This is a genomic window from Janthinobacterium sp. EB271-G4-7A, assembly GCF_020858075.1.
GTDB lineage: Bacteria > Pseudomonadota > Gammaproteobacteria > Burkholderiales > Burkholderiaceae_D > Janthinobacterium > Janthinobacterium lividum.
Window position 1 is genome coordinate 505532 of the sequence record NZ_JACYMI010000001.1, and the last position, 22879, is coordinate 528410.

At 63.4% G+C, this 22879-nt stretch carries 20 protein-coding genes and 1 pseudogene; 8 read left to right on the forward strand and 13 right to left on the reverse strand.

What is annotated here, in order from left to right:
- Window positions 1-120: 120 nt before the first annotated feature.
- Together IGS58_RS02340 and IGS58_RS02345 are read left to right on the forward strand one after the other, a co-directional pair.
- Window positions 121-1128 (forward strand): gamma-glutamyl-gamma-aminobutyrate hydrolase family protein, encoded by a 1008-nt coding sequence (locus IGS58_RS02340; protein WP_034780288.1) that lies wholly within the window; start codon window positions 121-123, stop codon window positions 1126-1128.
- Window positions 1125-2204: an alginate lyase family protein gene (locus IGS58_RS02345; protein WP_230520584.1), complete on the forward strand. Its 1080-nt coding sequence runs from the start codon at window positions 1125-1127 to the stop codon at window positions 2202-2204. Before IGS58_RS02340 ends, IGS58_RS02345 begins: the two co-directional genes overlap by 4 nt.
- Here the strand turns inward: IGS58_RS02345 and IGS58_RS02350 are convergent, their stop codons facing one another.
- The 8 genes and pseudogenes from IGS58_RS02350 to IGS58_RS02385 form a co-directional block, all read right to left on the reverse strand.
- The gene (locus IGS58_RS02350; protein ID WP_230520585.1) at window positions 2205-4676 is read right to left on the reverse strand and encodes a TonB-dependent siderophore receptor; all 2472 of its coding nucleotides are present in this window, start codon (window positions 4674-4676) and stop codon (window positions 2205-2207) included.
- 95 nt (window positions 4677-4771) lie between these two features.
- Complete coding sequence (locus IGS58_RS02355) at window positions 4772-5551, reverse strand: FecR family protein (protein WP_329958003.1); 780 nt, start codon at window positions 5549-5551, stop codon at window positions 4772-4774.
- A 54-nt stretch (window positions 5552-5605) separates the two neighbouring features.
- Window positions 5606-6088 (reverse strand): annotated as a pseudogene (locus IGS58_RS02360) (sigma-70 family RNA polymerase sigma factor); the annotation flags it as partial.
- 390 nt (window positions 6089-6478) lie between these two features.
- Entirely contained in the window at window positions 6479-7609 is a 1131-nt protein-coding gene (locus IGS58_RS02365; protein ID WP_070256033.1) for a YbdK family carboxylate-amine ligase, read from the reverse strand.
- Complete coding sequence (locus IGS58_RS02370; RefSeq protein ID WP_034780723.1) at window positions 7610-8797, reverse strand: cation:proton antiporter; 1188 nt, start codon at window positions 8795-8797, stop codon at window positions 7610-7612.
- A gap of 311 nt (window positions 8798-9108) precedes the next feature.
- Window positions 9109-10278 (reverse strand): vWA domain-containing protein, encoded by a 1170-nt coding sequence (locus IGS58_RS02375; RefSeq protein ID WP_070256030.1) that lies wholly within the window; start codon window positions 10276-10278, stop codon window positions 9109-9111.
- Window positions 10272-10922, reverse strand: a complete 651-nt coding sequence (locus IGS58_RS02380; protein WP_034780285.1) for a GNAT family N-acetyltransferase — start codon at window positions 10920-10922, stop codon at window positions 10272-10274. Before IGS58_RS02380 ends, IGS58_RS02375 begins: the two co-directional genes overlap by 7 nt.
- A 9-nt stretch (window positions 10923-10931) precedes the next feature.
- Window positions 10932-11801 carry an AAA family ATPase gene (locus IGS58_RS02385; RefSeq protein ID WP_230520586.1) on the reverse strand — a complete coding sequence of 290 codons (870 nt, stop codon included), beginning with the start codon at window positions 11799-11801 and terminating at the stop codon, window positions 10932-10934.
- A 234-nt stretch (window positions 11802-12035) separates the two neighbouring features.
- Between IGS58_RS02385 and IGS58_RS02390 the strand changes: the two genes are divergently transcribed.
- On the forward strand, window positions 12036-12365 hold the full coding sequence (locus IGS58_RS02390) for a c-type cytochrome (RefSeq protein WP_034746524.1): 330 nt from the start codon (window positions 12036-12038) through the stop codon (window positions 12363-12365).
- Window positions 12366-12376: 11 nt separating this feature from the next.
- Window positions 12377-12718: a c-type cytochrome gene (locus tag IGS58_RS02395; RefSeq protein WP_034780283.1), complete on the forward strand. Its 342-nt coding sequence runs from the start codon at window positions 12377-12379 to the stop codon at window positions 12716-12718.
- Between the two features lie 154 nt (window positions 12719-12872).
- Here IGS58_RS02395 and norR read toward each other — a convergent pair whose 3' ends face one another.
- Window positions 12873-14429, reverse strand: a complete 1557-nt coding sequence (norR, locus tag IGS58_RS02400; RefSeq protein WP_092607750.1) for a nitric oxide reductase transcriptional regulator NorR — start codon at window positions 14427-14429, stop codon at window positions 12873-12875.
- A 150-nt stretch (window positions 14430-14579) separates the two neighbouring features.
- On the opposite strand from norR, the gene nirK reads away from it, so the two are divergent.
- The 3 genes from nirK to IGS58_RS02415 are packed head-to-tail and all read left to right on the forward strand — an operon-like array spanning window position 14580 to window position 19062.
- On the forward strand, window positions 14580-16064 hold the full coding sequence (gene nirK / locus IGS58_RS02405; RefSeq protein ID WP_230520587.1) for a copper-containing nitrite reductase: 1485 nt from the start codon (window positions 14580-14582) through the stop codon (window positions 16062-16064).
- Between the two features lie 26 nt (window positions 16065-16090).
- Window positions 16091-16768 (forward strand): iron-sulfur cluster repair protein YtfE, encoded by a 678-nt coding sequence (gene ytfE, locus IGS58_RS02410; RefSeq protein WP_230520588.1) that lies wholly within the window; start codon window positions 16091-16093, stop codon window positions 16766-16768.
- A gap of 14 nt (window positions 16769-16782) precedes the next feature.
- Window positions 16783-19062 (forward strand): nitric-oxide reductase large subunit, encoded by a 2280-nt coding sequence (locus tag IGS58_RS02415; protein ID WP_230520589.1) that lies wholly within the window; start codon window positions 16783-16785, stop codon window positions 19060-19062.
- On the opposite strand, the gene IGS58_RS02420 is transcribed toward IGS58_RS02415, so the two are convergent.
- The 3 genes from IGS58_RS02420 to IGS58_RS02430 all read right to left on the reverse strand — a co-directional run bounded on the left by IGS58_RS02420 (window position 19059) and on the right by IGS58_RS02430 (window position 20345).
- Window positions 19059-19481 (reverse strand): DUF1841 family protein, encoded by a 423-nt coding sequence (locus IGS58_RS02420; protein ID WP_034780276.1) that lies wholly within the window; start codon window positions 19479-19481, stop codon window positions 19059-19061. The genes IGS58_RS02415 and IGS58_RS02420 overlap by 4 nt on opposite strands.
- A gap of 59 nt (window positions 19482-19540) precedes the next feature.
- On the reverse strand, window positions 19541-20008 hold the full coding sequence (locus IGS58_RS02425) for a DUF1203 domain-containing protein (RefSeq protein ID WP_034780275.1): 468 nt from the start codon (window positions 20006-20008) through the stop codon (window positions 19541-19543).
- A 139-nt stretch (window positions 20009-20147) separates the two neighbouring features.
- Window positions 20148-20345, reverse strand: coding sequence for a hypothetical protein (locus IGS58_RS02430; protein WP_139144129.1), 198 nt, complete (start codon window positions 20343-20345; stop codon window positions 20148-20150).
- Between the two features lie 132 nt (window positions 20346-20477).
- On the opposite strand from IGS58_RS02430, the gene mqo reads away from it, so the two are divergent.
- Window positions 20478-22076: a malate dehydrogenase (quinone) gene (gene mqo, locus IGS58_RS02435; RefSeq protein ID WP_230520590.1), complete on the forward strand. Its 1599-nt coding sequence runs from the start codon at window positions 20478-20480 to the stop codon at window positions 22074-22076.
- A gap of 102 nt (window positions 22077-22178) precedes the next feature.
- Here the strand turns inward: mqo and IGS58_RS02440 are convergent, their stop codons facing one another.
- Complete coding sequence (locus tag IGS58_RS02440) at window positions 22179-22811, reverse strand: RNA pyrophosphohydrolase (RefSeq protein WP_034780273.1); 633 nt, start codon at window positions 22809-22811, stop codon at window positions 22179-22181.
- Between the last annotated feature and the right edge of the window lie 68 nt (window positions 22812-22879).

Genomic DNA, 22879 nt, shown 5'->3' on the forward strand with positions numbered 1-22879 from the left:
CGTATGCGTTGAGCGTGTTGCGTGGATGCCCCGTGCGTATGCTTTTGTTACAAAATTGAATCGTGCTTTCGGGGGCAGGGGTTTATATTGAAAACGTCTCCGCTTTCAGTCAGCCCCGCCATGTCAGACGAAAAAGATCCCCAGCTTCCTCCTTCCACCGATCCCGCAGCGCCAGCATCACCGCCGTCGCGGCCTGACCGGGTGGGTCGCCGGGCACCCGATGATGAGCACCGTGCGCGCGACGCGGCCCCCCGCTACCTGAAGGACAACGATACGCCGCTGGCGCTGGCCTGGCGGGTGATTTCGTCGCGCTACCGTTCCATGCGCGACAAGGCCAGCCGCGATTTCATGCGGCGCACCCTGCGCATCGGCATCTCGGCACGCATTTTCCACCCCGAGCCGGGCGCCACTGGCCTGCGCAGCAAGAACCTGCAATACCTGGAAGAGTCGATCGCCCAGTGGGTCATGTCGCGCGACGTGCTGGTCTTCATGATCCCGACGGTCAATACCAGCGGCCAGCTACACCCGAGCAATATCACCTTGCGCCACTATGCGCGCCACCTGGACGGCCTGGTGCTGCAGGGCGGCGCCGACGTCTCGCCTCAGACGTATTCCGAGGCAGCCACGCGGCCCGAATGGAACGGCGACCGCGCGCGCGACCTTTACGAGCTGGAACTGCTGCACGAATTCGTCGATGCGGGAAAACCCGTGCTGGGCATCTGCCGCGGCTGCCAACTCATCAACGTGGGCTTTGGCGGCACCCTGTACCAGGACATCGCCTCGGACGTGGAAGGCGCCACCTCGCACGTCAACGACCTGTATGACCGTCACCGTCACAGCATCGTCTTCCCGAAAGGCTCGTCGCTGGCGGGCATGTTCCCGAAGGCGGGCGAGGCGCTCGTCAATTCCATCCACCACCAGTCGGTCAAGGACCTGGGGCGCGACATCACCGTGGAAGCGTATTCGCAAGGGGATAATATCGTCGAAGCCATCCGCTACCAGCGGGCGCGCTTCGTCATGGGCTTGCAGTGGCACCCGGAATTCCATTCGGCGGGCGGCGTCGAGCTGCTCGATTGCACGCCCATCCTCGATAACTTTTTGCGCGCGGCGCGGGAGACGCGGTTTTGAGTACGCACCTGATCCGCCGGCGCACTGTGCTGGCCGCACTGTTGGCGTTGCCCTTGTCGGGCTTGCGCGCGGCGCCGCGCCCGCATGACGGGCCGCTGGCGTTTGCGCTGACGTCCGCCGCGCGCGCCCGCACGCTCAAGGCGCGGGTGGCGCCGGCCATTGCCGAACAGGTGCTCAAGGCGGCGCGCAAGGATGCGGCGCGGCCCGTGCACCTGATGGCAGAAGTGCGCACGGGCGGCTTGCTGAAGGGAGAGGGCGGACGCGAGACCAGCCAGCAGGCGCAGGAAGACTGGCGCCAGGCGCGCTTGCAGGCGCTGGCCTGGCGGCTGTCGGGCGAGATGGCGCATTTCGAGGCGGCGCGCCAGCTGCTGCTGGCCTGGAGCGGCAGCTATCAGCCCTCGTTCAGCCCCGTCGACGAGACGGAGCTGGCCAGCCTGCTGATGGGCTATGACCTGGTACAGGAACGCTTGAACGGCGTCGAGCGCGAGCAGGTGCAGGCGTTTTGCCGCACCCTGGCGCACGGGTATTTGAGTGATCCCATCAAGGTGGGCGGCCCGTCCACGGCGCGCAACAACTGGCACAGCCACCGCATCAAGATCGGCACGGCCGCCGCGTATGTCACGGGCGACGCCTTGCTGATCGCGCGCGCGAAGGAACGCTTCCTGGCGCACGTGCCGCGTAATATCGGCGCCGGCGGCGTACCCTTCGACTTCGAGCAGCGCGACGCCCTGCATTACACCACCTACAGCCTGGAGCCGCTGCTGACGACAGCCCTGATGGCGCAGGCGCATGGCGACGACTGGTATGGCGCGCCGGAAGCGCGGCGCCTGGCCGAGGCGCTGGCCTGGCTGGCGCCCTATGCGCAGGGCAGAAAGACGCACGAAGAGTTCGCGAAAAGCGCCGTGCCCTTCGACCGCAAGCGCGTGGCCGCCGGTGAAAAGGGCTTTACGGGGAATTGGGAGCCGAAGGGCGCCGCCAATGTGTACCTGCTGGTGGCACGCTTCGATCCCGCTTGCCTGTCGCTGGCGCTGGAATTGCGCCCGCCAGCCTGGGCGCTGGCGCTGTACGGAAGCTGATTAAAACTTCGTGCGCACGGTGAACATCACATTGCGCGGTTCGCCGTAGAAGCCCGTCTGGAACAGGCCCAGTCCCGTCAGGTACTTCTTGTCCAGCAGGTTGTTCACGTTGAGGCTGGCCGTGACGTTCTTGCTGATCTCGTAGCGGGCCAGCAGGTTGAGCAGCGCGTAGCCGCCCTGCTTGATGCGCGAATAGTCCTCGATGGCGGGATTCCAGATATTGCCTTCGTAGCTGCTTTGCCAGTTGATGCCGCCACCGACGGTCAGCTTGTCCAGGCTGGCCGGCAGGCGCCACGTGCCTTGCACGCGCACCAGGTGGGCAGGCTGCGTCGTTTGCAGCATGGTGGAAAACACGTCCTTGCCATCCGCGTCGCGCACGTGGGTGTAGGTGTAGCCGGCGCTCAGCTTCACATCCTTGGCCACTTCGCCCGTCACTTCCATTTCCACGCCGCGGCTGGTGACGCCGTCGATGGCTTTATACGCTTCTTCGCCGTTGACTTCGCCCACGGAACTGGCCACGTTGCTTTGACGGATCTGGAACAGGGACGCGCTGGCATTGACCTTGCCGTCGAGGTACTCCGCCTTCACACCCGCTTCCACGCCCTTGCCGCGCACGGGCGACAGGAAGTTGCGGTTGATGTCGCGGTTGCTCTGCGGCGCGAAGATGCTCGTGTAGCTGCCGAACACGGAATAGGTCTTGTCGAGGTCATACACGACACCCGCATATGGCGTGATGACGTTGTTTTCCTCGATGCGCGAGGTGATGCGCGCGGTGCCGGCGTCGAAGAAGGTGCGGTCCTGTTCCTGCTTGTAGTTGCTGACGCGCGCGCCGACGATGACGGACAGCGCATCGACGGGATGCAGGCGCACGGCGCCATACAAGCCGCTCTGGCGCGTGCTGTCGTTGTCGTCGCCCAGGCGCTTGAATGCCGGTTCCGCATACTGGCCGCGCCAGTCGAAATAGCTGCCTTCCACGGGAGGGTAGACCGATTCGTAGACGGGACCATCCTGCTTTGCCGTCGAACTGGAATAGCCGATCATCGCTTCATGCCGGCGGCCAAAGGCCGTGAATGGACCGCTGGCATCCACGTTGACGGTGGTCTGGCGGCGGTCGCCCTTGTATTTGCCCATGAAGAAATACGTGCCTGCGCCCGTGACAGGCGCGGGATTGCCGCCGCTGGCCGAACCGAGCACGCTGTCATGCTTGCTGCGCAGCTGGTTGGCGCTCAATTTCACTTTCCATTCGTTGGCGAACGTATGTTCCAGCGACGTGAACAGCGTGGTGTTCTGCATGTCGCGGCGGCTCCAGTCCGTGGCAGGGTTCCACGAAGTGGGGAAATCCGTGCGGGTGCCATCGGAAAGCAGGACGGGGAAGCCTGTCCAGGTCGAGCCGCGCGGCTTGTAATCCTGGTGCGTGAAGCCGGCGGTCAGCAGGGTGACGGGTGTCAGGTCCGCCTCGATGATGCCGTAGGCGACGGATTTCTGCTGCGTGTAGCGCTCCAGGTAGGAATGCTTGTTCTGGTAGGCGCCCACCAGGCGGCCGCGCACCGTGCGGCTGGCATTGAGCGGGCCGGAGACATCGGCTTCGCCGCGGTAGTTGTCCCACGATCCCGCGCCCAGGGTGGCCGAACCTTCGAAGCTGGCGGTGGGGCGCTTGCGCACCATGTTGACGGTGGCCGACGGGTCGCCCGAGCCGCTCATCAGGCCCGTCGCGCCCTTCAGCACCTCGATGCGGTCATAGATGGCCATGTCGCTGTTCGTCGTGCCCCAGTCGTAGACGCCGTCATAGATGGCCGATACGCCGTCGTACTGGAAATTGGTGACGGCAAAGCCACGCGCCTGGAAGCTCCAGCGGTCGCTGTCGTAGTTTTGCACGCTCACGCCATTGACGTTTTTCATGACGTCGGAGACGGCGTTGCTGTTCTGGTCATCCATCTGCTGGCGCGTGACGATGGTCAGCGACTGCGGCGTTTCGCGTTGCGTCAACGCCAGTCCCGTGGCGCCGCTGGCGGGGCCGCCCGTATAGCTGCCCGTGCCGCTGGTGGCGGCGCTGCGCTCGGCGGCCGCCACCACCGTGACGCCGCTCATGACGGCCACGCCGCGGCTGTCCGCCGAAGGGGCGCCGGCGCTGGCGGCGATCTTTTGCAGCAGGTAGCCGCCGTTCGATTGCGGCACGGCTTGAAGGCCGCTGCCCGCCAGCAGTACGCTGAAACCTTCCTGCAGGCTGTAGCTGCCTTGCAGGCCGGCGCTGCGCAAGCCTTGCGTGGCCTCGCTGGAGAACGACAATAAAATGGCGCTGTCGCTGCCAAAGCGCGTCAGCACGTCGCCCAGCGCGCCGGCCGGAATGCTGTAGGCGCGTACTTGCCGGGTTTGCGCCTGGGCCGATGAAGGCAGGGCCAGGGCCATGCCGATTTGCGACAGGGCGCAGGCCAGGACGGTGCGGGTAAGGAGGGAACGCGAAGCGTGGTGCATGGAATAAAACCTTTCGTGGATGCGCAAGATGGAGACTGCCTATCTTCCAAGTCACGCGAGCACGGCGAAACAGCTCACTTTGCAGAAAATATTTTTCAGCGGGCCGCCAGTTCGATGCGCACCACCTGATGGCCCCAGAAGCGCGTGACGGTATTGCGCCGCAGCTGCAGGCTGGCGCTGACGGCGTCGAGGATGGCGCTGACATCGGCCAGCGGGTAGGAACCGGACACGCGCAGGCTGGCGACGGCGGGCGCGCAGGCCAGCGGATGGTCGCTGTAGCGCGACAGCTCGGCGAGGAAATCGGCCAGGCGCATGTCGCGCGCCACCAGCATGCCGTCCAGCCAGGCGCCGCCATAAGGCGCCAGCGCCTGGCGGTGCAAGCCGGTGCCGTCGAAATGGGCGCCTTCCCCGGGACGCAGCACCAGGCGCTGGCCGCCGTCGTCGGCCAGCACGGCGACGGCGCCTTCGAGCACGCCGGCGCTGGCATATTGCTCGTGCAGTCGCACCGTGAAACGCGTGCCCAGCGCCTGCAGGCTGCCATGCGGCGTGTCGACGAAGAACGGCCGCTGTGCCGCATCCTTGCCGGTGGCGATGAAGATTTCACCGGCCAGCAGTTGAATGCGGCGCTGTTCGCCGTTGTAAACGATATTGACGGCGCTGCTGGTGTTGAGCGTGAGCCGCGTGCCGTCATCGAGGGTCACGACGCGGCGCTGGTTGACGGCCGTGCGGTAGTCGGCCATCCAGCCGCGCCACGGGCCGCGGCGTTCGAATGCATACAGCGAGGTGCCGCAGGCCAGCAGCAGGGCCAGGGTCTTGACGGCATGGCGGCGCGGCGCATTCGCCTGCACGCAGGCGCGCAGCAGGGTCGCCTGCATGGCGGGCGGCAGGTGTTCATGCTGCGTTTGCAGCTGCTGCCACGCTTGCGTGGCGCTGGCGGCCCGCTGCAGATGGCGTTTTACTGTCGCCAGCGAGATGCCGAGCTGGCACGCAATGTCTTCCTGCGGCAGCTCGTCGAGCTGGCGCAGTAAAAAAGCCCGTTTCACGGGAGGCGGCAAGCCGTCGAGCATGCGGTCGAGTTCAAACACGGTGGCCAGCAGCAGCGACCGTTCCTCGGGCGATGGCGCATGCCGGGGCGGCAGTTGTGCCAGCACGTCGAGGTAAGCCTCTTCAAGTTTCTGACGGCGGTAATGGTTGAACAGCACGCGCTGCGCGACGGTGGCGAGAAAGGCGCGCGGCTCGCGCGCGGCGACGGCGTCTTCGCGGTCGAGCAGGCGCACGAAGGTGTCATGCGCCATATCGGCCGCGCACGCCGTGCTGCCGAGTTTCTTGCGCAGCCAGCCCTGCAGCCAGCCATGGTGGTCGGCATACAGTGTCGCAATGTCCTGGCGTTGTAGCGGCTCTGCCAGCGGCATCGCATTCCCCTTGCATGGCCGGCCCTGCTGGGCTGGTGTTTTTAAACAATAATAAGAATCATTCTCACTTATTGTAACAAGCGGGGGCAGGGGCTGTAAATGACGGGGGCGGCGGGTGTGGTTTTTTGGCTTTGCGCTGTTGGGGTAAAAGTCACGATGACCGGCAAAACCGTCGCGAACGGAAGGGAGAGGCGGCCAAAAAGACTGTAGGCCGGATTAGCGCGTAAGCGCGTAATCCGACGCCAGCACTGGCGCTAACAATATTGTCGGATTACGCCCTATGGGCTAATCCGACCTACGCTTCTGATTGCACCCCAAAAGCAAGATCCGGGGTCGGACCCTGAGGGGCCGACCCCGGCAGTTCAGGTGTTGGGGTGAACGAGCCAGCCCTCAATAATTCATGGGTTCGCCCCGGAAGCAGCGGATCGCCGAATCGACCATGCCCTCGGCGCTGCCCTGCACATTGTGCTGCTTGCGCAGGTATTGGGCGTCGCTCCATTGCTTGGCCACGTCCGACAGGTGTTTCAGGGCTGGCGTGCTGCCCAGCGCCTCGGCGTGCGGTTCCATCTTGCGCAGGGTGGTCATGATGTCTTCGCGCAGCGACATCGTTTCGTAGGTTTTCGGGTGCGTGATGGCGCCATCGAGGCCGAAGCGGCAAGCCTGGAAGCGGTTGTAGTTATACACGAGGTAGTCGTCTTCCACCGGCGGCGTTTCGCGGCGTTCGAGCAGGTAGCGGCACAGGGCCTGCAGGTAGGCGGCCAGCGCGGCGGCCCGCTCCACCGTCAGCGGCGTGTCGCACACGCGCAGTTCGATGGTGCCGAATTCCGGCTTGGGACGGATATCCCAGTAAAAATCCTTCATGCTCTTGATGATGCCCGTGTTCTCCATCTTGGCGAAATACTCGTTGGAGAACTGGTCCCAGCTGAGGGTGAACGGCGCGCGCCCGCTCATGGGAAACGCGAACACGGAGTTCAGGCGGGCCGAATCGAACAGGGTGTCGCGTCCCTGCACGTAGGGCGAGGAAGCCGACAGGGCGATGAAGTGGGGGATGTAGCGGTTCAGCGAATGCAGCAGGAACATGGCGTCGTCGCCCGAGGCGCAGCCGATGTGCACATGCTGGCCGAAGATGGTGAACTGCTTGGCCAGGTAGCCGTACAGTTCCGAGATTTCCTGGAAACGGGGCTTGGAAAAGATCTTTTGCGACGACCACTGCTGGAACGGGTGCGTGCCGCCGCCCGCGATGCCGATATTGAGCTTGTCGCCGGCCGTGATCAAGGTGTCGCGGATTTCCTGCAACTGCTCCAGCAGGGGGCCATGATGCGTGTGCACGCTCGAGTTGATCTCGATCATGCTCTCGGTGATTTCCGGCGTGACGTTGCCGGGGAACGGTTTTTTATTCAGCAGATGCAGCAGGTCGGGGCTGGCGGCCGTCAAGTCATAGTCCGACAGGTTTACCAGTTGCAGTTCGAGTTCGACGCCGAAGGTCAGCGCGGCCGATTGGCCAAAGGGTTCCAGCGGCATTTAGCGCTCCTTGATTTCGTGGGTTTCTTTGGCCAGCATCAGCACGCGCTGCACCAGCACGGGGCCGACCAGTTCCAGGCCCAGGGTGATGGCGGCCAGGGCGTTCAATTCGTCGCCGAAGTTCACGCCATGCTGGCGCGCGTGTTCCAGCAGCAGGATGATGAAGACGGAGACGGGCGTCAGCGCCACTCCCGTCAGCACGCCCTTGCGCCAGGAAATGCCGCTCACATGCGAAAACGCGGCCACGCCGACGACCTTCGTCAGCAGGCGGCCGCCGACGACGGCCAGTGCCAGGCCCGCGCCGGCTGCCACGCTGGCCCATTCCAGGGTCGAGGCGGCATACACGAACAGCAGCACCGTCAGCAGCTCGCCCAGCGCGCCGAAATTGCGCTGCGCCTGGCTGAAGGCGACGCGGCGGTGGCGCGCCACCAGGCCGAAGGTGAGGGTGGCCAAGAGCGGCGACAGGCTGGTGGTGTAGGTGAGGGCGACGAGCAGCATCACCGACAGCGCGAACGCCACGGTGGCATCCTGCGCCATGTTGCCCAGGCGGCGCAGCATGGCCGGCACGACGATGCCGAAGACGGTGCCGGCGGCCACGGAGGCGGCCAGCACGGCGGCGCTGCTGCTGCTCGCCTCGATCAGGTCGGTGGAGCTCTGGAACATCCAGAAGCCGACGATGATGTTGAACGTGAAGACGGCCAGCACGCAATTGAGGGCGGTGAGGTGGACGATGCGTTCCGTGACCTGGCCCGAGCTGCGTTCCTCGTTGATGACGCGCATGATGGTGGCCGGCGAGGTGGACATGGCCAGCGACGCCAGCAGCAGCGCCGTCATCGAAGTGCTGCCGAATTCGATGCCGATGAAGTAGACGACGGCAAAGGTCAGCAGGGATTCCACCAGCCCCGTGACGGCGATCCAGGGATTGTTCTTCAGCCAGCGCAGGTTGATGCGGTAGCCCACCTCGAACAGGATCAGGCCGAAGGCCACGTCGGCCAGCACTAGCATGGGGCCGGCGTCCGTCTGCGGCAGGATGCCCACCTGCGTCTGCGCGAGGACGAAACCGATCACGCCGTAAAAACTGATGCGCGGCAGGCCAGTCCAGCGGTGGCCGAATTCGCCCACCACCCAGGCCAGGGTAATGGCGAACGGCCAGGACAGGTCGGCGGCGATCGAGATCAGACTTTGCATGCTCATTCCTTTGAAAATGGCGCTGGCACCGGCCGGCAGCACGGGGCTGGCGCGGCAATGTCGTGGTGCAGCGATGGTGCATAGTTTGCGCAGAGCGATGCGCCGATTCTACCGGAGCAGAAGGCGCGCACGATGTGCGCAATCGAACAGTGTCGCGGCCATGGCGGCCGCGCACAGGATGCAGCAGGTTGGGCAGGGCTGGTATCAGCGTATGGTACCCGCCCGCAGCGGAGATGCTCCGCACGGTAGTGCCGTGTCGCAGTGTACGGCATGGCAGCCCCCTGCCGCCATGGACTTTTTGTTGCGTGCCTTTATTTACTGAGCAGACGCATGCCCCGTTCCAGCCCGTCGATCGACAGGGGGAACATGCGGTTGTTCATCAGTTGCCGCATCACGCCGATCGACTGGCGGTACTGCCATAATCCCTCCGATTCGGGATTGAGCCAGATGAATTTCGGGAACGCCTGGGTAAAGCGGGCCAGCCACGTCGATCCCGCTTCCTCGTTGTTGTATTCGACGCTGCCGCCCGGTTGCAGGATTTCATAGGGGCTCATGGTGGCGTCGCCGACGAAAATCAGCTTGGTGTCCGGCGGGTATTTGCGCAGCACGTCCCAGGTGGGAAAACGCTCGGCGTTGCGGCGCCGGTTGTTCTTCCACAGGTAGTCGTAGACGCAGTTATGGAAGTAAAAGAACTCCATGTTCTTGAATTCCGTCTTCGCCGCCGAAAACAGTTCCTCGGTGCGCTCGATATGGTCGTCCATGCTGCCGCCAACATCGAGCAGCATCAGCACCTTGATGCGGTTCTTGCGTTCGGGCCGCATCCTGATGTCGAGATAGCCCGCGTTATTGGCCGTGGCGGCGATGGTGGCGTCGAGCGCCAGTTCATCTTCCGCGCCTTCGCGCGCGAATTTGCGCAGGCGGCGCAAGGCCACCTTGATGTTGCGCGTGCCCAGTTCGCGCTCGCCGTCGTAATCCTTGTAGCTGCGCGCTTCCCACACTTTCACGGCCGTGCGGTTGCCGCCCTTGCCACCGATGCGGATGCCTTCCGGGTTCGTGCCGCCATTGCCGAATGGCGACGTGCCGCCCGTGCCGATCCATTTGCTGCCGCCTTCGTGGCGCTCCTTCTGTTCCTTCAGCAGCTCGTTCAGGCGGTCCATCAGCTTGTCGTAGCCGAATTTCTCCAGCTGCGCCTTCTGCTCCTCGGACAGCTCGCGCTGCATGCGTTTGAGCAGCCAGTCGAGCGGAATCGCCGCGTTCGTGTCGAAGGCCGCGTTGACGCCCTTGAAGTACTGGGCAAAGGCGCGGTCGAACTTGTCGAAATGGGCTTCATCCTTGACCAGGGTCAGGCGCGCCAGATAGTAAAAATCGTCCATCGAAGCGTCGATGACGTTCTTTTGCAGCGCTTCGAGCAGGGTCAAGAATTCCTTGATCGAGACGGGAATCTTCGCATCCTTGAGCGTGAAGAAGAAGTCGATCAGCATGGCGCTTCCTCTGCCCCGGCGGCTCCCGCGCGGGGCAGTGCGGCGATGGGGCGCTGGGCCAGCTTGTAGCGCAAATGGGCGGCAATCTCGGGCCACTCGCCGCGCGTGATGCTGTACATGACGGTATCGCGCACGGTGCCGTCGCGGCGCAGCGCATGGTGGCGCAGTACGCCGTCCTTTTTCGCGCCCAGGCGCTCGATGGCCGCCTGCGAGGCATGGTTGAAATTATCGGTGCGCAGGCCCACCAGCGCGCAGCCGAGCGTGTCGAAGGCGTGCGCCAGCAGCAGCAATTTGCAGGTGGTGTTGACGTGGCTGCGCTGGCAGCGCTTGGCATACCAGGTGTAGCCGATTTCCAGGCGCCCGATGGCTGGCACCACGTCGTGGTAGCTGGTGGTGCCGAGCACCTCGCCGCTGGCCACGTCGATGACGGCAAAGGCGAAGCGCGAAGGGCGCATCTCGATGCCTTTGAAAATGTACTGGTCCACCTGGTCCGGCTCGGGCACGGAGGTGACGCGCAGATTCCACAGCTCGCCGTCCGTGGCCGCCGCGCGCAGGCCAGGCGCGTGGTGCGGCGCCAGCGCTTCGAGGCGGATGCCGTGCAGTTCCAGGGGGACGAAGACCTTGTCCGGGCTGATATCGTTCACCGGCGCTCCTTAGCGGTTGGTGCGCGACATGAACATCAGGCGCTCGAACAGGTGCACGTCCTGCTCGTTTTTCAGCAGCGCGCCGTGCAGCGGCGGCACGACTGTCTTGTTGTCCTTGCTGCGCAGCGCGTCAAAGGGGATGTCTTCGGCCAGCAGGAGCTTGAGCCAGTCGAGGAATTCCGATGTCGACGGTTTTTTCTTCAGGCCCGGCACGTCGCGCACTTCATAGAAGGTTTGCAGCGCCTGCGCCAGCAATTCCTGTTTCAGGTGCGGGTAGTGGACGGCGACGATCTGCTCCATCGTGTCCTTGTCCGGGAATTTGATGTAATGGAAGAAGCAGCGGCGCAGGAAGGCGTCCGGCAATTCCTTCTCGTTGTTCGAGGTGATGATGACGAGCGGACGGTGGCGCGCCGTGACCATTTCGCGCGTCTCATACACATAGAATTCCATGCGGTCCAGTTCGCGCAGCAGGTCGTTCGGGAATTCGATGTCGGCCTTGTCGATCTCATCGATCAGCAGCACCACCGGCTCGGGCGCCGTGAACGCCTGCCACAGCACGCCCTTGACGATGTAGTTCTGGATGTCGCGCACGCGCTCGTCGCCCAGCTGCGAATCGCGCAGGCGCGAGACGGCGTCGTATTCGTACAGGCCCTGCTGCGCCTTGGTGGTCGATTTGATATGCCATTGCATCAGCGGCATGTTCAGCGCGGCGGCCACTTCCTCGGCCAGCATGGTCTTGCCCGTGCCCGGTTCGCCCTTGATCAGCAGCGGGCGTTGCAGGGTCAGCGCCGCATTCACGGCCAGTTTCAGGTCGGCGGTGGCGACATAGCTGTCGGAACCTTCGAAGCGTTGGCCTTGCTGGGTGTGCTGTGCTTGCATGAGCGGTCTGCCAAAGTAGGGAAATGGTGAGTATAAACAGAACTGTGGCGCACTGCCACGCGGACGGCCTGTGCCTGCCTGCCTACAATGCGGGTTTTATAGGTGGACTTGCAAGAATATCTTGGCTAGAATCGGCAAGCAGCAGATTAATTGTCAACCTTAATTGTCAATACATAAAATCAATAAAAAACCAGCTCTGGCGTTTCTCCGATTACCTTTGTTCACATTGCCACTATGAAAAAAATATTTGCACTTCTCGTGCTTGCCGGCATAGCAAATGCCGTCACAGCGGCTGACATTGTAGGAAACGCCAAGGCAGCCCCTGCCAAGGTGGAAATGTGTATCGGCTGCCACGGCATTCCCGGTTACAAGGCAACCTTCCCTGAAGTATTCCAGGTGCCGATGATCGGCGGCCAGCCGGCAAAATATATCGAGAATGCGCTGCAAGCCTACAAGAAGGGCGACCGCAAGCACCCCAGCATGAAGGGCATCGCCAGCAGCCTGTCGGACCAGGATATCGCTGATGTCGCCGCGTATTATGCGCAACAAGCCAAGACGAACTGAGGACCAGCCAGATGAAAAAACTACTCGCCGCCCTCGTTTGCGCCACCGTCTCGTTCGGCGCCAGCGCCGCCGGCAATATCAACACGGGCAAGGCCCTGGCCGAAAAATACAGCTGCGCCACCTGCCACGGCAAGGATTACGGTTCGCCCATCGATCCGTCCTATCCGAAACTGGCGGGCCAGCACAAGGACTACCTGGAACACGCCCTGACGGCGTATAAGCGGGGCGACAAGCCCAATGGCCGCAACAACGCCATCATGACGGGCCAGGTAAAACCGCTGAGCAACCAGGACATCAAGGACCTGGCCGCCTACTTCCACAGCCTGCCGAGCACCCTGGTCACTCACCGCTGAGCGGTATCGCAGGGTCTACTAGTTGTTCTGATACCTGACAAAACCGTAGCGAGCGGCGATGAGTTGTGGCCGAGACGCGGAGCTGTGCGAATGCACGGGGCCGCCGAGGCAGTGAGCATCGGAGGCCGCAAATCACGACGCGCAGTAGGTTTGGTCAGGCTTTCAAGCCCACCCGGCGCGCCAGCTTATGTAAATTGCTGGCGTCCAGCCCCAGCTGGCGCGCGGCAGCGGCCCAGTTATCCTGATGCAGGACCAGTGCTTGCCGGATGGCCTGGCGCTGGCTCGCTTCCACGATCTGATGCATGGATAGCAGCGGCGCCGCTGGCGTGCCGCACGCGGCTGGCGCCAGCGGCGGCGCGTCCGCGCCGGCCGGCGCTTCCAGCGCATCGAGGTCGAGCATATCCGTTTCCAGGGTCACGATGTCCTTGCGGTCCGCGCCGCGGATCACGGCTTTCAGCGCGGCCCGGCTGATCACATGTTCCAGTTCGCGCACATTGCCCGGCCAGCGGTAATGGCACAAGGCGTTTTCCGCCGCGGCGGACAGGCGCAGGCTGCGCAAGCCCAGGCGCGCGCGGTTCAGTTCCAGGAAACCACCGGCCAGCAGCAGCACGTCATTGCCCCGCTCGCGCAGCGGCGGAATCGGCACGGGATACACGGATAAACGGTGGTACAGGTCGGCGCGGAACGAACCGTCGCGCACATGCTCGCGCAGGCTGCGGTTGGTGGCGGCAATCACGCGCACGTTGACCCTGCGCGGCCGGTCCGCGCCCAGGCGCTGGATTTCGCCATTTTGCAAGGTGCGCAGCAGCTTGGCCTGTATCGACAGCGGCAATTCCCCCACTTCATCGAGAAACAGGGTGCCCCCTTCGGCCGCCTCGAAACGCCCGGGCCGGTCGCTGACGGCGCCGGAAAACGCACCGCGTACATGGCCGAACAATTCGCTTTCGGCCAGGGACTCGGGCAAGGCCGCGCAATTGACATGGATCAGGGGCTTGCCGGCGCGGCGCGACAGGCGGTGCAGGCGGTGCGCGCACAGTTCCTTGCCTACGCCCGTTTCACCCAGCAGCAGCACGGGCAGTTCGGAATCGGCGACCACCTGCAATTCGTGCAGCAAGTGCGTGATGGCGCTGCTCTGGCCGACGAAATCGTGTTCCTCGCGCGGCGCTTGCGCATCGGCCAGCATGGCGCCGCCCGACAGGCGCAGGGCACGGATTTCCGCCTCCAGGCGCGTGACGCGGACGGCCGCCTCGATGGCGCAGGCCAGCTCGCCCAGGTCGCGCTGCGCCTGCGTATCGAAAGTGCCTACCTGCAGCGCGTCGAGCGTGATCACGCCCCAGCGTTCGCCTTCCAGATCCAGCGCCATGCCCATGCAGTCGTGCACGGGCAGCGGCTCGCCGGCCCGCTCGGCGATCAGGCCATCGTAGGGATCGGGCAGGGAACTGTCGTGATGGAAGCACAGCACGCCGCGCCGCTGCAGGATGGCGGCCAGGCGCGGATGGTCGGCGACGGCGAAGCGGCGTCCCAGCGCGTCGCTGGCCAGGCCGGCCATCGCCACGGGGCGCAAATGCTCGCCATCGAGCTTGAGCAAGGCCACGGCCTCGCAGCCGAAGTGGGCGCGCAGGCTGCCGACCAGGCGCTGCAGGCGCACGGCCACGGGCAGGTCGGCGACCAGGTCGGTGAGCAGCAGCAGGTGGATGGCAGTGGTGGTCATAAGTACCATGCAGGGTACAACGGACCATGCTTTAAAAGGGTCATACCGACCCTGCAATTTTCAAATCGTTGATTTAAAACAAGTTTTTCCTGGCACGTCGTTTGCCTAGGTAAGGGGGCCGAACCGGCATACAAGACCAAGGAAAGCTTGATGAAAACGACTCCCTCTCTCCGCGCCATTGCCGCCGCCGTCTGCGTACTGGCCATGCCCCTGTCCGTGCAAGCCCAGGCGAGCCTGCCGGCCAGCGCTGCCGCCACTGCGGCCAAACCCGCCGCCGCCACGCTCAAGCGCTATGAACTGCAAACCAATATCGTCGATGGCAAGATGGTGTTCATCGATGCCAAGGGCCAGGTCAATCCTGTGCTGGCGGCCAAGGTGGGCGACACGGTCGAACTCGTGCTGAAAAGCGGCGAAGGTGCCGAGCACGACCTGCTGATCCCGGAGCTGAACGTGGCTTCGGCCAAGTTCAGCGCCAATAGCGGCAGCGCCACCGTGCGCTTCAAGGTCACGCGCGCCGGCACGTTCACCTATTACTGCTCGATTCCCGGCCACCGCCAGATCGGCATGGAAGGCAAGCTGGAAGTGAGCGGCACCTCGCTGGCTGAAGCCGGGGCACCGAAGGCTGCTGGCGCCGGCAGCGCTGCCAGCGAATCGAGCCAGGCCGCCGCGCTGGCCCTGTACACGCCCGCACCGTCGCCGATGCGCGGTCCCGATCCATCGGCCGTCAGCGTGGCCGCCAATCCGGCCTCCGTGCCGGCCGCCATCGGCGCGCGCGCGCCGCAAACCCTGAAATACCGCATGGAGACGGTGGAGCTGCCGGGCAAGCTCGATGACGGCACCAGTTTTACGTACTGGACCTTCAACCGGCAAGTGCCCGGCCCCATGCTGCGCGCGAAGGTGGGCGACACGGTGGAACTGACCCTGTTCAATGCCAAGGACAGCAAGATGATCCACTCGATCGACCTGCACGCTGTGACGGGCGGCCATGGCGGCGGACAGCACACGCAGGTGGCGCCGGGGCAGGAAAAAACGGTCACCTTCAAGGCGCTCAATCCGGGCCTGTACGTGTATCACTGCGCCACGCCCCTGGTGCCGCAGCATATCGCGGCCGGCATGTACGGCATGATCCTGGTCGAACCGGAAGGCGGCCTGTCAAAAGTCGACCGCGAGTATTACGTGATGCAGGGCGAGATGTACACGGGCCGTCCGCACGGCGCGCCCGTGCACCAGGAACCGAACCTGGAAAAAATGGCCAATGAACTGCCCGATTACTACGTCTTCAACGGCGAAGTGGGCGCCTTGAGCAAGACGCACAAATTGCAGGCGAAAGTCGGCGAGACGGTGCGCATCTATTTCGGCGTCGGCGGCCCGAACAAGATTTCATCGTTCCACATCATCGGCGAGATATTCGACAAGGTGTACAGCGAAGGCTCGATCAGCAGCCCGAAACACGACGTGCAAACCACCCTGGTGGCACCGGGCGGCGCGACCATCGTCGAACTCAAGGTACAGCATCCGGGCAGCTATCTGCTGGTCGACCATGCCTTGTCGCGCGCCGGCAAGGGCGCCGTGGGCGTGCTGGAAGTGACTGGCGAACCCGTGCCCGGCGTCTACCACGCGGGCGCCCGCCAATAAACCCTATTCATCATCAAGGAACTGTTATGGAAATGATCGACCAATCACTGGGCCAACTGGCTCGCCGCATCCCTGGCGCCACGCGCCTGTTCGATGCGCACCGCCTGGATTTCTGCTGCGGCGGCAACAAGACCCTGCGCGCAGCGGCCGAAGCGGCCGGCGTGGACACGGCGCCCATCGTCGAGGAACTGCGGCTGCTGGCAGGGCGCGCAGATACCAGCGGCGAGCGTGACTGGCAGGAAGCCTCGGCCACCGAGCTGGTGGAACACATCCTGGCGCGCTACCACGCCGTGCACCGCGAGCAGCTGCCCGAGCTGATACGCCTGGCACGCAAGGTCGAGCAGGTGCATGGCGAGCGCGCTGACTGTCCGCACGGGCTGGCGGAACACCTGTCGGCCATGGCGCAGGAGCTGGAAAGCCATATGCGCAAGGAAGAAGACGTGCTGTTCCCGATGATCGTGCGCGGCCAGGGGCCCCGGGCCGGCGCGCCCATCAACGTGATGCGCATGGAGCACGACGATCATGGCGTGGCCTTGCGCGCCATGGAGGTGATGACGAACGATATCACCGCGCCGGCCGGCGCCTGCACCACCTGGCGCGCGCTGTACACGGGCTTGCGCACCTTCCGTGCAGACCTGATGACGCACATCCACACTGAAAACAATATCCTGTTCGAGCGCTTTGCGCCGGCCGTGGTGCACTGACAAAGGAAAGACCCATGGGGCCCTACAAAAAACTCTGGTTCACCCTGATCGGTGTGCTGATCGTGACCTTTTCGCTGCTCGGCTACTACGGCACGGAAGTCTACCGGCAGGCGCCGCCGATCCCCGCGCAAGTGCTGGCGCAGGATGGCCGGCAACTGTTCGACCGCGAGGGCATCCTCGATGGCCAGACGGCCTGGCAATCCGTCGGCGGCATGCAGCTGGGCTCCATCTGGGGCCACGGCGCCTACCAGGCGCCCGACTGGACGGCCGACTGGCTGCACCGCGAACTGACGGCCTGGCTGGAATTGGCCGCGCAAGAGCTGCATGGCAAGGCGTACGCGGCGCTTGACGGCCCCGCGCAGGCGGCGCTGCGCGAAGCGCTCAAGATCGAATACCGCGGCAACCGTACCGATGATGCGCAAGTGCTGCGCCTGTCGCCGCGCCGCGTGCAAGCCATCGCCAACACGGCGCACTATTACGATCAGCTGTTCTCCGACGCGCCGGCGCTGCAAAAAAGCCGCGAGCATTTCGCCATGAAGGAAAACACCCTGCCCAGCGCCGAGCGGCGCGCGCAGATGACGCAGTTCTTCTTCTGGACGGCGTGGGCCGCCGCCACCGAACGTCCTGGCCAGAAAGTGACCTATACGAACAACTGGCCGCATGAACCGCTGATCGGCAACCAGCCCAGCGGCGAAAACCTCGTCTGGTCGGTCGCCAGCGTGGTGGTGCTGCTGGCCGGCGTGGGCTTCCTCGTCTGGGGCTGGGCCTTCTTGCGCGACCACGACGAAGCGCTGCCGGCCGCCGGTCCGCGCGATCCGCTCACCACGTTCGCCCTGACGCCTTCGCAGCGGGGACTGGGAAAATATCTGTTCCTGGTGGTGGCGCTGTTCACCTTCCAGGTCTTCATCGGCGGCTTTACGGCGCACTACACGGTGGAAGGGCAGCAGTTCTACGGCATCGACGTGTCGCGCTGGTTCCCGTATGCGCTCACGCGCACCTGGCACATCCAGGCCGCGCTGTTCTGGATCGCCACGGGCTTCCTGGCTGCGGGCCTGTTCCTCGCGCCCCTGATCAATGGCGGCAAGGACCCCAAGTGGCAGCGTCTGGGCGTCGATGTGCTGTTCTGGGCCCTGGTCGCCGTGGTGGTCGGTTCCTTCATCGGCAATTACCTGGCCATTGCGCAAGTGATGCCGCCCGAGTGGAATTTCTGGCTCGGCCATCAAGGCTATGAATATGTGGACCTGGGACGTTTGTGGCAAATCGGCAAATATGTCGGCATCCTGCTGTGGCTGGTGTTGATGCTGCGCGGCGTGGTGCCGGCCCTGCGCAAGCCGGGCGGCGACAAGAACCTGCTGGCGCTCCTGACTGCGTCCGTCGGCGCCATCGGCCTGTTCTATGGCGCCGGCCTGTTCTACGGCGAACGCACGCATCTGTCGGTGATGGAATACTGGCGCTGGTGGGTGGTGCACCTGTGGGTGGAAGGCTTCTTCGAAGTGTTCGCCACGACGGCGCTGGCCTTCATCTTCTCGACCCTGGGCCTGGTGTCGGTGCGCATGGCCACGACGGCCAGCCTGGCGTCGGCCTCGCTGTTCATGCTGGGCGGGATTCCCGGCACCTTCCACCACCTGTACTTTGCCGGCACCACCACGCCCGTGATGGCCATCGGCGCAAGCTTCAGCGCGCTGGAAGTGGTGCCGCTGATCGTGCTGGGCCATGAAGCGTGGGAAAACTGGCGCCTGAAGGAACGCGCGCCATGGATGGAAAACCTGCGCTGGCCCATGATGTGCTTTGTCGCCGTCGCCTTCTGGAACATGCTGGGCGCGGGCGTGCTGGGATTCATGATCAATCCGCCCGTGGCCTTGTACTATATCCAGGGCCTGAACACGACTCCCGTGCATGCGCATGCGGCACTGTTCGGCGTGTATGGCTTCCTGGCGCTGGGCTTTACCTTGCTGGTGCTGCGCTATTTGCGGCCCGACTACCGTTTCAGCCCTGCGTTGATGAAGACGGCGTTCTGGGGCTTGAACGCGGGCCTGGTGCTGATGATCTTTACCAGCCTGCTGCCGATTGGCATCATCCAGTTCCACGCCAGCGTGACGGAGGGCCTGTGGTATGCGCGCAGCGAGGAATTCATGCAGCAGCCGCTGTTGCAGAACCTGCGCTGGATACGCACCTTCGGCGACGTGGTATTCATCGTCGGCGCCATCGCCATGGCGCTGCAGGTGGTGCTGGGATTGCTGGGCAAGGCGCCGAAGGCGGCCGTACTGCAGCCGCAGGCGGTGTCGCCGGGTTAGCGGCGGCGCACGCAGTCGATGTAGGCGTCCGTGTCCGGCGGCAAGCCCGAACGTTGCGAAGCCCAGATCATCTGGCCCAGGCATTCCATCACTTCGTGCTGGGCGGCATGGGCCGAATCGAGGCGCTGGGTGAGCTGCTGGACTGCCGGGCGGATGCCGCGCGGCTGGTCCACCTGCACCTGCTCCGTGATCGACAGATGCATGGACAGGTGCAGGAAGGGATTGGCTTGTCCGCCTTCGACGGAGTAATCGCGCGCCAGCGCCGCTTCAACGTCGGAGAGCTCGTTCTCATACTCGGGGTGTTCCAGGATCCAGTCGAGCGCGATGGCTTCCATCGGCGTGAGGATTTCATGGGCGCGATGCTTGCGTAATGTTTCACAAAAGAAACGGCGCACATCGTCGGAAGAAGGGTTGAACATGGCTGAAGGACTATGGCTAAAGGGCAGCCCGCATTGTACCGCGTAGCCGTAATAAGTTCTCAGGCCCGGTCGATCCTGGCCGCATAACAACCACGTTTGGCATTGTGCACGTGGATATAGCTGACAGCCGGGTTCTCAAACAGCCGCGCGATCACGGTTTCAATGGCCGTGCCTTCCACCACATCGGCATCGACCATCATCCCACCTTCCGTATAGCCGCGCAGCGACAGCAGCCGGATGCGCATCGATTCGGGCACCTGGTCGACGGCGTCATAGGCTTGCGTGGCACCCTCGCGGATAAAGATGGCGTGCGAGGCGCGGTAGGGCGTGTCCGCATCCTGGCAGACATGGTTCAGCAGCAGCACCGTGTCGCCGATCGCCGCGTCGCGCAGTTCGATGCGGTCCGGGTAACCGGGTTGGCTGTCGACCACATGGCGGATAATGCCCAGCGCGGCCAGTTCGGCGTCAGGCAGGCCGAAACAGGCCAGGAAAGGGGCGGGCGACAGGCCGCGGATACGAAAAGACATGGTCAGGCTCCGGTATGGTCAAAGCGTTATCAGACCATGATGGATGGGGGCTCGCCATCCGTTTCTTGCTCCGTGCATTCCTGCGCCAACTGGCTTTTTGACGCCTGGTTACTGCCAAATTAATACTCCACAGTAAGTGTTATCCACGATCCTGGCGGCCCGGCAAGGGCAAATAACGGTGATAAAATCGCTGTTCTTGATATTTGCTATAGACAATCGCCGTGTTGTGAGTTTGGCCCCGCGCGAGGGCCAAAACAGCAGCGGCGCCGTGTTTTCCTTGTCCGCACCATCGCCACTCCATCGCTGCCGCAAGCTGCGGCGCGGCGGCGGCATGCATGCGTCATCACCATCGTTACCCCTTGATCCGGCCGTTCTTGCGCTGGAGGGATAGCCATTTTCCGATGATCTTGCGCTTGCCGCCCGGGTGGCCTGGAAGAACCAACCCTCAGTATTCATAACGGAGTTACCCATGCGTAAATCGCTATTACTTTTGATGTCGTGCCTGATCCTGGCGGCATGTGACAAGACCCCTCCGGCCTCGTCCGAAAAACCGGTCGACGTGCTGCTGATCGGCGCCGGTACCATGAGCGCCACTCTGGGCAGCATGCTCAAGGAACTCGATCCGTCGCTGACGATGGAAATGGTCGAGCGCCTCGATTCCGTGGCCGCCGAAAGCTCGGATGCGATGAACAACGCGGGCACGGGCCACTCGGCATTTGCTGAACTGAACTACACGCCGGAAGCGGCCGATGGCAGCATCGAGACCAAGAAAGCCGTTGCCATCAACGAGCAATTCGAAATTTCCAAGCAATTCTGGGCTTATCAGGTAGCCAACAAGCACCTGGGCGCGCCGCAAACCTTCATCAACAACGTGCCGCATATGGCCTTTGTCTGGGGCGACGACAATATTGCCTTCTTGAAGAAGCGCTATGCCGCGCTGCAAAAGGAAAACCTGTTCAAGGGCATGCTGTTCTCGGAAGACCAGGCGCAGATCGAACAGTGGGCACCGCTGGTCATGCAAGGGCGGGACAAGGGCCAGAAAGTGGCCGCGACACGCATGGAAATCGGTACCGACGTCAATTTCGGCAATCTCACGCGCGGCCTCGTGAAATACCTGACGGACAGCCACGGCATGGTCCTGCACCTGCGCCACCAGGTGGAAGACATCCAGCGCGGCGCCGATGGCGTATGGAACGTGACGGTGAAAGACTTGAACGCCGGCAAGGAAAAGACCATGCGCGCCAAGTTCGTCTTCATCGGCGCCGGTGGCGGTTCGCTGCCTCTGCTGGAAAAATCGGGTATTCCTGAAGCCAAGGGCTACGGCGGCGTGCCGGTCGGCGGCCAGTGGCTCGTGACGACGAATCCGGAACTGGTGGCGGCGCATGCGGCCAAGGTCTACGGCAAGGCATCCGTCGGTTCGCCGCCGATGTCCGTGCCGCATCTCGATACGCGCATCATCGATGGCAAGAAAGCCCTGCTGTTTGGCCCGTTTGCCACCTTCTCGACCAAGTTCCTGAAAAACGGTTCGTGGATCGATTTGCCTGCCTCGATCGGCACGAGCAATGTGAAACCCATGCTGCAAGCCGGCTATGACAATATTCCGCTGACGAAATACCTGGTCGAACAGGTCATGAACACGCCGGAAGACCGTTTGAAAACCCTGCGCGAATACTTGCCGAACGCCAAGATGGAAGACTGGACCCTGCAAAACGCGGGCCAGCGCGTGCAGATCGTCAAGGATGACCCTGTCAAAGGCGGCTTGCTGCAGTTCGGTACGGAAGTCGTCGGCGCCGCCGATGGCAGCATCGTTGCCCTGCTGGGTGCATCGCCAGGCGCCTCGACCGCGCCGCCGATCATGATCAAGGTGCTGCAAACGGCATTCAAGAGCCGCCTGGCTACGCCGGAATGGCAAGCCAAGATGGTGGAAATGGTGCCGTCGTACGGTCAAAAGCTGAACAATGATCCGGCCCTGGCCAACAAGATCCGCCACTACAGCAGCAATATCCTGGGTCTCAAAGCGATTACCCTGGACGTTCCAGTCGCTGCGCCAGCGCCGGCAGCAAACTAAGTCAGCCTGACCGGCAGGGGAGTTTCCTGCCGGCATGAAAAAAGGGGCAGCCTGTTCAGGCTGCCCCTTTTGCGTGGGAGAGTGCGTTCATGGTGCGGCGGACTACTCCTTGCCTGGCAAAATCAGCTCCGGCGTACACCCTTCGGCGGCAATGCCGTCGCAAGGCTTGGCCAGTGCCGTACCATCCTGTGCCCGTGGCGCATGGGGCTGGCGCAGATAGCGCGACGTGTGGCGGTGCGCTTGCTGTGCGTTGCCATGCACGGGCCAGGTCAGGAAGCGGGACAGCTCCTGCAAGGCACGCTGGTAGACATCGCGTTTAAATTCAATGACGACATCGAGCGGGACCCAGTATTCATGCCAGCGCCAGGCGTCGAACTCGGGATGGTCGGTCAGGCGCAGATTGACGTCGTTATCGCGCGCGCACATTCTCAGCAGAAACCAAATCTGCTTCTGGCCACGGTAATGGCCACGAATCTCGCGCTTGATGAAGTGGTCTGGCACCTCATAGCGCAGCCAGTCGCGGGTGCGGCCGACAATTTTGACGTGTTCCTGTCTGAGTCCGATTTCCTCTTCAAGTTCGCGAAACATGGCTTGTTCCGGTGTTTCGCCATATTTGATACCGCCTTGCGGAAACTGCCATGAGTGCTCGCGCACCCGCTTGCCCCACCACACCTCGTTCTGGGCGTTTAGCAGGATGATGCCGACGTTGGGCCGAAACCCTTCACGGTCGAGCATAATGCACCTCAAACTTTCTGCGACAGTGCGTCTTTTTTTACATAATTACCCACAACTTCGCAAGCCGG